General features: G+C 55.3%; 11 protein-coding genes. 1 reads left to right on the top strand and 10 read right to left on the bottom strand.

Going from position 1 to position 14,239, the window contains the following annotated elements; translation table 11 throughout:
• Positions 1-3: 3 nt before the first annotated feature.
• From K5R88_RS02055 to K5R88_RS02090, 8 genes are all read right to left on the bottom strand, one after another.
• Positions 4-1,056, bottom strand: a complete 1,053-nt coding sequence (locus K5R88_RS02055; RefSeq protein WP_226299070.1) for a hypothetical protein — start codon at positions 1,054-1,056, stop codon at positions 4-6.
• Positions 1,057-1,078: 22 nt separating this feature from the next.
• Complete coding sequence (locus K5R88_RS02060; protein ID WP_329959892.1) at positions 1,079-2,176, bottom strand: DUF6708 domain-containing protein; 1,098 nt, start codon at positions 2,174-2,176, stop codon at positions 1,079-1,081.
• 399 nt (positions 2,177-2,575) lie between these two features.
• Positions 2,576-3,670: a DUF6708 domain-containing protein gene (locus K5R88_RS02065; protein WP_329959893.1), complete on the bottom strand. Its 1,095-nt coding sequence runs from the start codon at positions 3,668-3,670 to the stop codon at positions 2,576-2,578.
• Between the two features lie 36 nt (positions 3,671-3,706).
• Positions 3,707-5,176, bottom strand: a complete 1,470-nt coding sequence (locus K5R88_RS02070) for a hypothetical protein (RefSeq protein ID WP_226299071.1) — start codon at positions 5,174-5,176, stop codon at positions 3,707-3,709.
• 17 nt (positions 5,177-5,193) lie between these two features.
• On the bottom strand, positions 5,194-7,026 hold the full coding sequence (locus tag K5R88_RS02075; RefSeq protein ID WP_226299072.1) for a toxin VasX: 1,833 nt from the start codon (positions 7,024-7,026) through the stop codon (positions 5,194-5,196).
• Positions 7,023-7,922, bottom strand: coding sequence for a DUF4123 domain-containing protein (locus K5R88_RS02080; protein ID WP_226299073.1), 900 nt, complete (start codon positions 7,920-7,922; stop codon positions 7,023-7,025). The genes K5R88_RS02075 and K5R88_RS02080 overlap by 4 nt, the downstream gene beginning before the upstream one ends.
• Positions 7,915-9,957, bottom strand: a complete 2,043-nt coding sequence (gene tssI / locus K5R88_RS02085) for a type VI secretion system Vgr family protein (RefSeq protein ID WP_226299074.1) — start codon at positions 9,955-9,957, stop codon at positions 7,915-7,917. The genes K5R88_RS02080 and tssI overlap by 8 nt, the downstream gene beginning before the upstream one ends.
• Positions 9,958-10,088: 131 nt before the next feature.
• Positions 10,089-10,604, bottom strand: a complete 516-nt coding sequence (locus K5R88_RS02090) for an Hcp family type VI secretion system effector (RefSeq protein WP_007919523.1) — start codon at positions 10,602-10,604, stop codon at positions 10,089-10,091.
• Between the two features lie 409 nt (positions 10,605-11,013).
• Between K5R88_RS02090 and K5R88_RS02095 the strand changes: the two genes are divergently transcribed.
• Positions 11,014-11,691, top strand: a complete 678-nt coding sequence (locus K5R88_RS02095; protein ID WP_223415177.1) for a type 1 glutamine amidotransferase domain-containing protein — start codon at positions 11,014-11,016, stop codon at positions 11,689-11,691.
• A gap of 101 nt (positions 11,692-11,792) precedes the next feature.
• Here K5R88_RS02095 and hglS read toward each other — a convergent pair whose 3' ends face one another.
• Both hglS and K5R88_RS02105 read right to left on the bottom strand, forming a co-directional pair.
• Positions 11,793-13,169, bottom strand: coding sequence for a 2-oxoadipate dioxygenase/decarboxylase HglS (gene hglS / locus K5R88_RS02100; protein WP_226299075.1), 1,377 nt, complete (start codon positions 13,167-13,169; stop codon positions 11,793-11,795).
• A 109-nt stretch (positions 13,170-13,278) separates the two neighbouring features.
• The gene (locus K5R88_RS02105; protein ID WP_008026747.1) at positions 13,279-14,235 is read right to left on the bottom strand and encodes an alpha/beta fold hydrolase; all 957 of its coding nucleotides are present in this window, start codon (positions 14,233-14,235) and stop codon (positions 13,279-13,281) included.
• Between the last annotated feature and the right edge of the window lie 4 nt (positions 14,236-14,239).

The raw sequence follows: 14,239 nt of genomic DNA on the forward strand, positions 1-14,239 counted from the left end.
GGCCTAGGACGCATCCACTGTGGGCTCTTTAGCCGGTTCGGAAAATTTCACCTTGAAGTAATCCAGCAGGTTTTGCCCTTTGGCAAAGGCCTTCCGGATTTCAGCGCTTTCCTCGAGTAACGCTTCGCTTGGCACAGCGTGTTGCTCGACGTTGAGAGGTTTTGACCACTCTAGGACTTCTTTAGGGAAGGCGGCTTTTGGGCGGTTGTTGACCCAGCCAGAGATATAGCACGGCAAAGTCCAGCCGCTGAAAAATTGAATGACCAGAAAACCCCCTACGTAGCGTAGAAATGAGTGATCCACGCGGTAGCTACGTCGACACAAGTGGAAAAAGGGAACGCTGCCTTCTTCAAACTCTTCCGTTTCATCAGATGGCAGCGCGAAACTTCCCACTTCCATGTACATGCGGATCGCCTCCCATTCGGACACGGCCAGACTCAAACTGCTGCTCGGCACTACGGACCACAAGACATCGCCACTGGCACTATCACGCAAACCGATCATTAGCTTGTATTCGGGCATCACCGCATATTGAGTAATAAGCTGGCCCGCGGATACACAAGCGATTGCCTCCTCCCAAGGGACATAGCGTGGCGCGGCTCCCTTTTTTGGTACGAACACAACTTCACGGCGTTGTCGGTTAAAGCGGATAGGGGGGTGAACAGTGATCTGGCGGACTGCATAACAAAATATACAAACGTAAACAGCGGAAAGACACCAGATGAATCCCTGGACGTAGGCGTTTGTAAAAAAATCTATCCAACTGGTCCAGAAAGGCTGAACGTCTCTTCTCAGCCACGAGCCAAAACCTGATACAAAAAGGAAGAAGAGGGTGATGAACATTACCGAACCGATGCCTGCACGAGCCATGAACTCGAAATTTGCACGGCCGACTGCAAAGTCCAGAAAGACATCGTTGGTGTCACGATGCAGCTGGCGAGCACTGAAAGGCGGAAGACCTGTAGGCACTGGCCTAGGTGATAAGTAGACAATCTCTGTGCCGGATTCACTTTTAAAGTCTCCGGCATGAGGTAGTCGGTCGTATTTATGCTTCAAGGACGTGGCTCATCGTTTCCATTCAGTTATTTATCGATTCTTCTGTCTTGTTTGCGTTTAGATTTGCCTTGAAGTAAGTCATGAAATCTTGTCCCTGAGCAAAAGCCTTCTCGATCTTGGCGCTTTGCTCTTTCAGAGCTTGACTCGGCTTGGCCCACTGCTCAGGCGGTAGAGGTTTTGACCATTCAGCAATGGAGTTAGGTAAGGACTTCATGCTATAGCGGTGGTCCCATTCCGCTACCCAGTACGGAAAACGCCACAAGGTGATTAGATGGGAAAAGTACCACCAACCAACTCCAAGCGCGGAGCGGTCGCCTTCGCGGTATTCCTGACTAATGATTTCACGTTGTTGATCGAATGTGTGTCGACCTTCATATGGCGCCTTGCCGGGGCAAAATTTCGGGCCTTTTTCCATATAGATACGTATTGCTTCCCACTTGCTTAATGCATGGGTCGGCGTCATAACTTGTTGGTTAACAAAGTGCACTTTATTATGTTTTTGGTCGTCGAATGCCATTCCAAAAGTGTAATTGCTCATGACGCCTACACCTGTAACGCCCGTGCTGACGGAAAGCCATGAGACCATTTCTTCCCATGGCTGGATGACCTGCTCGTCGGACCCGTTGGGAAAGAAGCAAACCTCGCGTCGTTGTCGATGGAAGCGGATTGGACGGCTTCGAGTTTTATTAAAAGTACTGCTGAGAATTACGTAAATCCCCATAGCTGAGAAACCCAAGGCCCCCCACATAGCAAATTCCAATCCTGGAAAGAAAAACTCTAAAAAATTATCTGAAAAGCTTCGGCCATAAGGATCCCCAAAAGCTGTTAGGCCAATGATAAGGGGGCCGATCACAACGCATGTAATTATAAAAGCCATGACGAGTCCAATCATAGCTTGTGTTTGAAATGCCTTGTTGGAATTACTGCTTCCAATGTCGAGATAAGATTCATTAACTTCTATGAAGCTTCCATCTAAGTCCATAGCGGTGTCGCCAGTAGGGACGGGGAGTGGAGCCAGGAATACGGCCTCGCCCGTCGCAAACTTACGTACTTCTCCGGCTGTCGGGCGTTGAAGTTTTATATTGATTTCTTCGATTGTGTCATTGTCAGATACTGGCATCAGATTAACCGGATGTTTGAGATTTGGTGGATGTGATTAGATAGTCATGGCTTATGAGTGCCCAAGGAGAAGTTTATAAAAAATCTATCCAGCTGGTCCAGAAAGGCTGAGCGTCTCTTCTCAGTCACGAGCCAAAACCTGATACAAAAAGGAAGAAAAGGGTGATGAACATTACCGAGCCGATGCCTGCCCGAGCCATGAACTAGAAGTTTGCACGCCGACAGCGAAGTCCAAATAAACGTCGTTGGTGTCTCTATGTAATTGCCTTGAAGTGATATACCAGTAGGTATAGGTCGAGGTGCTCAGTAGGCAACCTCTGTGCCGGATTCACTTTTAAAGTCTCCGGCATGAGGTAGTCAGTCTTATTTATGCTTCAATGACGTGGCTCATCGTTTCCATTCAGATATTTATCGATTCTTCTGTCATATTTACGTTTAGATCTGCCTTGAAGTAAGTCATGAAATCTTGTCCCTGAGCGAAGGCCTTCTCGATCTTGGCGCTTTGCTCTTTCAAAGCTTGGCTCGGCTTGGCCCATTGCTCAGACGGTAAAGGTTTAGACCACTCAGCAATGGATTCAGGTAGAGACTTCATGCTGAAACGATGGTCCCATTCCGCTACCCAGTACGGAAAACGCCACCAAGTGATCAGGTGTGTCAGGTACCACCAGCCAACGCCTAAAGCAGAACGCTCGTTGTGCTGGTATTCCTCATGCATGTCTTGTCGTTCTTTATCGAAGGTGTGACGACCCTCGTAGGGTGCTTTGCCAGGGCAGAATTCTGGACCTTTTTCCATGTAGACACGTATGGCTTCCCATTTGCCTAGTCCATGAATAGGAGTCATGACCTCTTGTACAAGAAAGTGCACAGTATCGGCCTTGGGATTATCTATGGCCATGCCAAAGGTGTAGCTACTGATTACGCCTACTCCTGTAAATCCGGTGCTGACTGAGATCCACGCAACCGTGTCTTCCCAAGGCTGGATCACTGGTTCGTCGGAACCATCCGGGAAGTAACAGACCTCTCGGCGCTGACGGTTAAATCGGATAGGTCGGGTACGGGCTTTGCTTCTGGTGGTGCTGATAATCGCGTACAGGCCGATCAGCGCTGCTCCTCCTCCACACCAGAGCGCTAGTGATAGTCCAAACTCAAAAAAATCGCTGAAGTAAAACCAAAAGCTTCTACCGAATGGATTTATGAATGCTGCGAAGCCCATCAAGGTTGGGAGAACAAACAGACAAACGAGAACTACGACTGTAGGAAGCGAAACAGCTAAACGTGCTTGGAAAGATTTGCTGAGGTTGCTGCTGCCCAAGTCCAGGTAGGTGTCGTTGACTTCAACGAAGCTTCCGCCGAGATCCATTGGGATTTGCCCGGTAGGAACTGGCAACGGAGAGAAAAATAGTGCTTCACCTGTGGCAAAACGACGAGTTTCACCCGCCATGGGACGGTGGTTTTTGAGGTCAAGTTCGACTTGCTGTTCTGGTTTGGATGGCATGCAATTCAACCGAAAAAGTGTAGGCGAGTTAGGCAACTACAGGGAGTCGCTAGTTACTAGCAACCAAGGGGCATCCGTAGTACGTGTCCTTAATACAGATACCGATTGAAGCAGCTTGCCATTCTGCGCGTTTAGGGTCGTGGTTTCGAATCGTTTCTCTTGGAAAGCTTTATCACCGGCTACGGGGTGGTAGCGTAGAACCACGGCCAGGCCATGCTGGGCGTTAGCTTCGTGTTGGAATATTTCCAAGCCAAGCTTGAGAGGCTCGCCCGGGGCGCCTAGCAAATTGAGTTGATACAATAGTGGTTCACTCCACGCTTCCCAGTCGTTGCGCTGATGGTTAGTTAGCCAGTAAGCACTGAGGCAGAAACTGACATCCTCCAGATCGTTGGCTGTCATCCCTGGCACGCTCAAGACGGCCATGGGTTTGCTGTTTATTTGCTGTAGGGCTATCTGAGGAGCAGCAGTAATATTTGCTAACATCAAACGCTCCTCGGCAAGACTTCGGTTCGTGCTCTGTTTGCCCCAAGGACCTTTAAGCAGCCACTTATCCAGTTCGGTTTTGTTGTTACGGTTGTAAAGCCACTCACCACCCAATTGGAGTCCTGTCAGGACTAGGCCAATCAGGTTGGCCCTTGCGGCGACGCTGAGCAACTTACCACCAGCCGTAACCCACGCAAGAGCGCGCGCCTGACTTACATTTGTCATTGCTTCAACCGTGTATTGAACTGTTCGTGCGGTCGCCCAGCCATTGACAACTAGTTGGCCGGAGTCCCCAGCCAGCGTCATGCTAGCCCCAGCTAGCTTGGCGCCATCTCCCGACCGTAAAGCTTCGGTCCACCTCGCGGCAGACCCTTTTTCTCCGTACAAACCCGTACCTGCGGCAATAGCGCCAAAAAGGTATGAGAACGGTCCCAATACTCCTGTAATTTTGCCTAATTTGGCGGCTAATCCAATTTTAGCTGCGGCACTCGCATAGTTTTCAATTGCGACAGAAAGGCCGGTAATGGCAATTCCTTGGGCTGCGGCAATAGTCCCACCAATCATTGAAAAGAGAGCATTTGCTACTGACAACTTATCGGAGAAGTCCGCTTCTTTTTTTCTAGAGAATTCACTATAAACAGTCGCAAAGCTGATGATTTGTAGAACCGCTGCCGCTGAAGAAAACAAATCCCCTCCAGCTGATGCGAAAACAGCCTTGCTTATTCCTTTGGAAGGTCGCTTGAGCCGATAGTCATCGGCCATCCGCTCAAACTCAAGCACCTGAGCATTGTTAAGCCCTTTGATCTTGAAGGCAGCTTTACCCGGCCCGTCACCAATAGGGCTCATGGCCTGAGCTACCCGCCCTTCAAGTGGAGCGACTGTCTGTTGAATGGCTTTGCGGCGAGATACCAAGGTCTTGTAGCCGCCTTTTGGTGCCCGGCCTTTGCGTTCGTTGGCCAGGGTTTGCCGAATCTGATTTTTCAACGAGGTCATTTGCTGGCGCAGATCTATCAGTTTGGCCATATCAGCTTTGAAGGCGTTTATTTGACCGACAGAGGCAAATTCCAGCGTAATCCCCCCTTACCAAAGGCACGTAGAACATCTATCCAGGCCGATCCAGGAATTCGGCGCAATACTTTTGCGGGATCTAGTGGCTGACCACTGCGTAATGCTTGCATGGCCTCATCCAGCGCTCCTGCCAGTCGCAATTGCTTTGCCGGTTCATACGCAGTGTTGCGCAACTGACCGAGAATAATGCCGTTTTCACTCAACTGCATCGCGGAGGCGAGGTTTTGAGTAAGCAGATTGCCAAATTTTCCGCTGAGTGCCTGTGCACCTTGATAGTCGTCTTTGACCATATAGGTATCGCGCAGGGACTTGATGAAGGATGTGACCTTGGCGTGCATGTCCTTCTGATCAGTCAAACTCAAGGTAAAGAAGGTTGGTACGGTAAAACCTGGTTGTTTCTCGATCAGATCGGCAAGCTTTTCAGTTGCTTTATCTGTTCGGCAAATGTCTCTCATACAGGCATATTCAGTCGCGAGAGTCGTTTCGAGTTGATCGCCAAATTTGGGGTCGAAATACCAGGCTGAACGCTGGAAACGTTCCTCACTGATCAGGTTCGCACGATCATCGCTGATCAGATCTAGTCGTTTGTTCCAACGACTGAGTTGGGCGCGTTGCTGTTTCAGGAAGGCTTCCATGGCGGGCCGATCGATTAAATCGTTTATGCCCTGTTGTCCCATTTTAGCGCCGTCGAGCGCGTCATCTGCGTTGTCTTCGATGGTCTCGATCAGATCTTCGTATTTGGAATATAGCGATCGAAGACTCGAACGCATCCGTGACTTCGAAGCCGCAATTGCCCCACGATGTGTACCTACCCCCGAATACTGCGTTTGATTTTTAACGTTGACGTAGTCGACGATCGATTGCCGCTGGTCTTCGCTTGTTTCGTCCTTGAGTTCGGCAAAACGCGGGTCGCCTTGGGCGGCATTCAGAATGGTTTCGCCGGTTACGGTGTACAACGATTCGATGTAGCAACCAAACACATACTTCTTTTGATTGGCTTCAGCGTCACTCCAGTCACTGATCCAGCCAGTTACCAAATCCTGATGCTCGGCAAGGTCGCGCAGAACACCTAAATCGTCTTGCACAACCAGGTACAGGTGATCACGCTCGTTTTCCGCTTTCACTTGTTTTTTCAGCGCACCCAGCTGAGTTTTCTTGAAGTGCGACGCTTGTTCCCAGAGATAGTCTTTGCTTTCCTCTGGTTTAGCCCCTGCAGCTGCCGGTGATTTACTCGGCTGCTCCGCCACTTCCGCAATCCACTTCTCCGCCTGACTCGGCGTCAGCAGATTAGCCGCGCCTTTCTCCGGATCAGCCTTGGTCAGGTCCACTGCCTGCATGAAGTATTCACGCTCGGACTTGTGCTTGATGACCTGCGCGCATTTGGCGGCGGTCCATTGCACTTCGGAGTAGTTGACGTAGAGCTTGCTCGAACGCGGGAAGACCAACACGGCTTCGCCTACGTTGCTTTCGCGTTTGTTGGCGGTGATCTCGCCTTTTTCCCACAGCAGTTGGGTCACGATGCCGTTCTGGATGCGGTATTCGTGCATGACGGCTTGAGGTTTTTTGTCGACGATGACGTAGAGCCAGCCGTCGCGGATCAAGCGAATGCCCAGTGGACGGGAAGTGGTCTTGTACGGCATCGCCAGTGCACTGGATGGGTCGAGCCGTTCGACGAGGCCATAACGCAGCGGGATGAGCTGGATCTTGGCCTTCATCAGGGGGCAGCCACCCAGGGAGCACTTGCCGTCGTCCTGGCTTTTTGCAACGTTGTTCGGGCTTTTGCCGGCCGATGTTGGCGTGGTCATCCTTGATTCCTGTGCAGGGTTTCGGCCCGTTCCTGGGCAATATCAGCGACCCGTTCGAGTCTCTGAGCGGGCGTTTGTTCCGAAGGGGTCTTGAGTATCGCATCCAGGTCCGGATGCTCCTCCAGCGCTCGCTCGCCGAGGAACCCGTGAATGTTGGCGTAGAGGGTGATGTCGAGTTCGGTGTTGAAGCCGCGATCGTAGGAGGTCGAGGCCAGTGCGTGCAGGTGTTCCCAGCGGTGCAGCGGCATCGATTGTGCCTGATAGGACGGGAAGTATTCGTGCATGTGCTGGTCCAGACGCAGGACGATGCTGCGGAAATTCACTTCATCCAGTTGGCTGAGTTGCTCGTCGCTCAAGCGATAGCGTTTGCTGTGGTTCGGCTCAGGGGCTTTGCCCGGTCGCTGGTTGATGTGCCAGCAACCCAATGCCGCGTCGGCGGCAACGACCTGCGAGCAGGGGCCGAACAGGGTAGGGTCCTTGATGCTCTCGGCGTGACCGAGCAATGCGTGGGCCACGGCAGGGTCGGCGATGCGCAGCAGGACTTCTTCACCCTGAGGGTGCATGACGCTGGTTAGCCAGCGGAAGTGCTCGACCATTTGTGTCCAGGGTTGATCGCTGAACACCAGGTAGCCCCACTCCTGGCGGGGCTCGGCGAGAAACTTCGCGAGGATGGGATTGCTCTGTGCGTTGATCTGAACCAGGCACGGCGAGACGTCGCCCAATTCCGCCCACTGAGTGCCGAGGTAGAGCGGCTCGAACACCGGGTCATCCGACCATTGATAAAGGTGCTGGGGCAGTTTCTCGACGCTGACGCCATCCAGCAACAATCCGACGGTGCCATTCCACGGCAGGCCTTGGGGCAACCCGTTTTCCAGCGTCCAGTCGGACTTAAGCATTTTGCGCCTCCAGTTTGGCCTTCTCGCAAATCGCGCAGATCGGCTTCTTCTGCATCAACGCTTGGCGCTGCGCGGGCACCAGCAATTGCCCGGCCTTATCCGCATCCGCCTGCTTCAACGGCCCCGGCAATATCGGCGCCGCCCCTGTCCCGCTGCCCGGTCCGCCACCGGAGTTCATGTTGATCGCCGGCCCGCTCATGGTGACGCCGCCGGCATCGATCTTGATGAAGCTGCCGCCGCCGATCAGGGTCAGTTCGCTGCCGGCTTCGAGCACGATTTTCATGCCGCTGCTCAGGTGGATTTCCTGGCCTGCGTCGATGAATTGCCCGGTGCCGATCTTGATGTGCTGGTTCACGCCCACGGTCAGGTGGTCGTTGGCGCGGGCTTCGACTTTGCGGTCTTCATAAACGGTGTGGTGTTCTTCGGCCTTGAATTCGCTGTAGCTGTTCTTCTCCACGGTGTCGTGGCGTTCGTTGCCGACGCGGATCTTCTGGTCGTGTTCGACGTTTTCGTCCCAGTCGCGCTGGGCGTGGAGGAAGATCTGTTCCTGGCCTTTCTTGTCTTCGATGCGCAGTTCGTTGAAGCCTGCGCCACCCGGTGAACTCAGGGTTTTGAAGGTGGTGCGGGTCTTGTTCGCCGGCAGGGCGTACGGGACGACGTTTTCCTTGTGGTACAGGCAGCCGCTGATCAGCGGCTGGTCGGGGTCGCCTTCGAGGAACGTGACGAGCACTTCCATGCCGATTCGCGGGATGGCGATGCCGCCGTAGTGAGCACCGGCCCAGGCGGAGGAGACGCGCAGCCAGCAGCTGGTCTTGTCGTCGGCCTGACCTTCGCGGTCCCAGTGGAATTGCACTTTGACGCGGCCGTACTGATCACAGTGGATTTCTTCACCTTTTGGCCCGGTGACCACGGCGCTCTGGCTGCCGAGAATGCGCGGTTTCTTCTGCGTCAGCGGCGGGCGGTTCGGCACGTCCCACGGGGTGGCCTGGAAGCGGTTGCGATAACCCTGATGGAAGTCGTCTTTCAGGTTGGTCGTGCTGCTGGTGACCGACTCTTCCAGCACTTGCGGCTGTTTGCCTTCGTGCAGGACTTCGGTGAGCAGCCACAGGTCGTTCCATTTAGCTTTCGGGTGTTGGGTCAGGGCCAGGAAATGGCCACTGACCAGCAACGGCTGATCGCTTTTGCCTTCGCCCAGCTGGAAGTCGCTGCGGTGACGTTCGAGGGCACGTTTGGCCAGGTGCTTGCCGCGTTCGCGGTCGATGAAGCGACCAGGGTAGTCGTAGTCTTCGAGGTCGGGCAGGGCGTCGCCACGGTGTTCGCTTTCGAGGTTGATGCGCGGTTTTTCGAAGTCGTAGTCGCGGCGGGTGATGCGGCTGGTGCGGGTTTCCAGGCGCAGGTCGAAGCGCTTGATCACCGGGTCGCTGGCGACCATGCCGGAATCTTGCTGATAGGCCACGGGCGCGAGTTTCGGGAACACCGTCTGGTCATCGCCGAACACCAGTTTGTGGGCTGTGGCGCTGTGCTCGAAGTGGTAGTGGATACCTTCTTCCTCGCACAGGCGCTGGACGAATTGCAGGTCCGATTCATCGTACTGAACGCAGTAGATGCGCTCGGGATAAATCGCCCCGACTTTGAATTGGTAGGCATTGCTCTGGATGCCGTGCTCTTCGAGGACCAGACCGATGATTTTCGGTACCGTGAGGTTCTGGAAGATGCGCTGGTTGATGCGGTGCGCGAGGTAGGACAGTTGCGGGCGCAGGGTCACCGCGTAGCGGGTCAGGCGTTTGCCGGAATCACCCTGGGCGGCGCGATAGATCTGGCCATGGATGCCGCTACCGTTGGGCGAGAGCTGCAAAAAGGCCGGTTTGTGCAGCAGGCTTTCGAGGTCCAGGGACGGCTTTTCACTGACCAGTTCCACCTCAAACACAAACGGCTGGCTGATGGCTTCCCGACCTTGCAGGGATAAAACCTGGAAGTCGCTGGAAAGACCTTCGATGGTCAGGGCAAAGTGAGTCTGATTGGCCGGCGCGAACATCCCTTGTTCCTCGTGCTGTGGAGCGGCGTTCGTCGACAACCGCAAAGCGGATCAACGCACGCGAAATTCTGGAGGGGCGTAAACAACATCGACCAGCAGAGCTGGCCGATGCTTGTAACGATCAGCCGTAATTAAACGACTGGAGCACGCCAGTCATCGGAACCCGAAGTACCGGATACTTCGTGGGTCCAGGTGATTTTGCGGTAGGTGAACTGCACTTCTTCCAGGTGGGTGAAGTGCGAGTTGCCTGGATCCTGGCAGTTGTGCATTTTGTTGTTGATGGCGACGATGATCGCGTCTTCCAGTTTGGTGGTGTAGTAGTGCTCTTGAGTACCTTGAGCCGAAGTACGGAACCACTGGATAACGATTTCGCTCATGCGCTCGCCGGAGGTCAGAGCCGCTTGCAGCAGAGGCGAAGCCTTGTCGTAGACCTTGGTGATCACGACTGGCTTGTGTACGCGCTGACCGGTCGGTTGGCCGGATTGCGGGTCACGCGGGATGATCACGTCGTGGCTGAAAGCCTGAACCATGACCTGGTCTTCGTGGCCTTCCTGGTAGGTGTTGCCAACGGAGTCGGCAGTGAAGGCGCCGGCAGTGATCAGGCCTTGTTTTTCGCCAGTGACGGACATGTACGCTGGTGTTGCCATGGATGCTCTCCTTGCTGAATAAATAAAGGTGCCCGGGAGGCGGTATCGCCCGGTGGGTGCATGACTGTTATCAAGGTCCGTGCCATAAACGATAAAAGCCATATAAAACAAAGCTTTGAGATGGTTTTGCGACTGTTTTTGAAACGCCGCGCAAGGATCTACGCGTAATGTGCGCAAGAACTTGCGCAGCACTGCGCAACTTCTTGCGCACTCGGCTGGAGGCCCTGATTAGCCGGATGTTGTGCAGTGAAACCGGAGGATTTGCTCGGTCGATTGCGCAACTTCTTGCGCATCAAGGCGGTTGGCCATCACTGAGAGAACCCGTGTAACAAGTGCAACGAACTGCGCAGCCGGGTGGTCAAAACTGCGCTGAGAAAACCGTACATTTCCCACATTCAAGGAGCGCGACATGAAAATCCTGATGGTTTTGACGTCCCACGATCAATTGGGCAATACCGGTAAGAAAACCGGCTTCTGGCTGGAGGAATTCGCGGCACCGTATTTCGCTTTCAAAGACGCCGGCGCTCAGCTGACGCTGGCGTCGCCCAAGGGCGGCCAGCCGCCACTGGACCCCAAAAGCGATGAGCCCGATGCGCAGACCGCTGCGACGGAGCGTTTTCGCAAGGATTCTGCAGCCCAGTCCGCATTGGCGTCCACCGCGTTGCTCGGCAGCGTGCGAGCCGAAGATTACGATGCGGTTTTCTATCCGGGCGGGCATGGCCCGTTGTGGGATCTGACTGAAGACAAGGTTTCGATCGCATTGATCGAGGCGTTTTACAAGGCGGGCAAGCCGGTTGCTTTGGTCTGCCATGCGCCGGGCGTGTTGCGTCACGTCAAGGGCGCGGATGGTCAACCGCTGGTCAAAGGCAAGCGTGTGACCGGTTTCACCAACTCCGAGGAGGAGGCGGTGCAACTGACCAATGTGGTGCCGTTTCTGGTGGAGGACATGCTCCAGGAGAAGGGCGGGATTTATTCCAAGGGAGATGACTGGGCGAGTTATGTGGTGACCGATGGTCTGCTGCTGACCGGGCAGAATCCGGCGTCGTCCGAGGCGGCGGCTGAAGCGCTGCTGGCGAAGCTGAAATAACCACGAACCTTGTAGGAGCCGGCTTGCCGGCGATAAGGCCCTGAAGAGCAATACAAGTCCAAGGGCCCCATCGCCGGCAAGCCGGCTCCTACAAGGGGGGATTAACGGAGCGTTGCGAAGCATTCCTCGATCGAGCGCCGTTGCGTCTCGGCATACAACCCCAACTCGTCGATGGTCGATCGTCCCAGGGCTTGCTCGAATGCTTGCTGGTTCGAATGCTCGCCGTAGTGGGTTTGCGCGGCATCCCCCAGGTTTGACTGGAAAATCCCCGCCGCGCTGACCGGCAGGAAATCTTCGTAAACCAGCGGTTCAACCCGCAAATAGCCATCGCTGAGCAGATCTTCTAGCGACAAGGATTTAAGCGCCTGCGCTCCTACGCCTTTCTCCGTCACGAAATAGCGAAAGTACGCCAGTTCCTGTAGGCGCATGCCCTCGACGGTGTCAGGGAATTCGCTGAAATGCTGCGTCATCAGCGCGTTATAGCGTGCGGCGTTGCCTTCGTTGGGGAAGTCCCCGAGTTCGTCGCGAGCAGCATTGAGCAAACGGTCATACAGCGCTCGTCCTTTAGGCGTGAGCGCCGCGCCGCGCTGCTCGATTTCACCGAAACGCGCACTGTGGCTGCCACGACTTTCGGCCTGATCGGTGAAGGCAACAGGCTCGTCCAGCGCCTTGAAACTGGTCTGGCGCAACAGGATCGGGCACTGCCGGCGTGGCGGGCCTTCGATCACCGCTTTAGGGGTAATGCCGTGGGCCGGCATTTGCGCCTGCACGATGTCGATGTCGAGTGTGCGCGGCGTCAGGTGGTTGATGTGCGGGCCCTTGAACGCCACCACGTCGGCGATCAGGCGATGCTGGGCGCTGAGTTTCTGGTACTGCTCGGCGGTGACCGTCGCGCTGTGGTGCCAGCGGAAGGTTTCCAGCGCTTGCTCGACGAAATCCTGGGCCTCGGGCTCGGTGAGGCCACCTTCGGTTTCGGCACGATCAATGAGGTTCAATGCTTTTGGCGTGAAGATCGAGCGCTTATTCAGCACCGATTGCGCAAAGGCGCGCAGCTCAAGGTCTTCGATCAATTCCAGACGCAGCAACGAGGTGAACACTCGAAACGGGCTGACCTGCAGTGCGGCTTCATGCACCGCGCGGAACGCTGTGGAATGCACCGGCACGCCGGCCGGGGTCAGGTCGTAATAGCCGACCGGTTGCATGCCCATCACCGCAAACAGCCGGGCGAGGGTGGCCAGTTCAGCGGCGGTGCCGACGCGGATGGCGCCATGACGCTCCAGGTCCAGACGCTGGATTTCACCGGTGCTGTTCAACTGCCGGGCGATCTGCGGGTCGCTCTCCAGTACATGGCGGTTGGTCTGTTCCACCAGTTCCATCAGCGCGCCGTACAGCGGCACTTCTTCGCGGTACATGTCGGACATCGCTTTGGAGAAGCGTTGGCGGATCAGGTCAGGGCTGACAAAGCTCGGGTGGCTCATGAAAAAATTCCTGGCGCGGTGACGTAAAGGATGCGGAAAAGATCGCAGCCTTCAGCGCCGCCGACAAACGAAGAATCTTACGAACTTCATTCTTTCAAGGACTGCTTGCTCAATGCATCCTCTGGTCCTGAGGGCTTTCCGAGCGCTGGGATGCCAAAAACTCCCGATATAGCCGCGCCGTGCTCCCTGGTTCTTCGACCATCGGCATATGGCCGATGCCGTCCCAGATTTCTACACGCAGATCCTCGATGCCTTTGCTCCAGATCGCCACGCTGCTGACATCGATCAAGCGGTCCTTGCGCCCCCACAGCAGCAGCGCCGGGCACTTGATGTCGGGCAGTTTTGGCTCCATCGGCGGGCTGGCGCGAAAATCGCTGAAGATTTCTGCCAACTCATCCCGGGACTGTTCATAACGCTGGGCTATGGCGTCCAGCACCACGCCGGGCACCCACGGTGGTTCGGCCATGGTCATGGCGTAGAAGCGCCGGAATTCTTCTCGGGAGTGAACCAGGAACGGGTTGTGCCCCTGGGCCAGGTGGCGTTCCAGGTCACTGATTTCGGGGGCGGTGACACCGGCCGGGTCGATCAGCGCGACCGACGCGATGCGCTCCGGGTAGGTGGCCGCGAGCCAGGCCGCCATGTAGCCGCCCATCGAGTTGCCGATCACGTGGACCTTCTCGACGCCGCAGACGTCGAGCAACTGGATCATACGTTTGGCCTGCAAGGGAATGTCATAACCGCCGCCGGCCTTGAAGCCGGTTTCGCCATGCCCTGCGATGTCGGGAATGATCACCCGGTATTTGCCGACAAAGTGCCGGGCGAAACGCAGCCAGATGTTCTTGTCGGCGCTGTAGCCGTGGAGCATCAGCACACTGCTTGACGCTTCATAAGGCCCGCCTTGCCAGGTCGAGACGGTCATTTCGGCGATGGGCACGACGATTTTGTGTAGCCGATACAGCTTGGCTTCGGCCGCCATGTTCAAGTCATAGAGCCAATAACCGATGGCCGGGTAGCTCAACCAGCTCCAGGCCGCGAAAACTGCGATAGCGACAACCAACAAAAGCATCAGG

This window comes from Pseudomonas sp. MM213, from assembly GCF_020423045.1.
Lineage (GTDB): Bacteria > Pseudomonadota > Gammaproteobacteria > Pseudomonadales > Pseudomonadaceae > Aquipseudomonas > Aquipseudomonas migulae.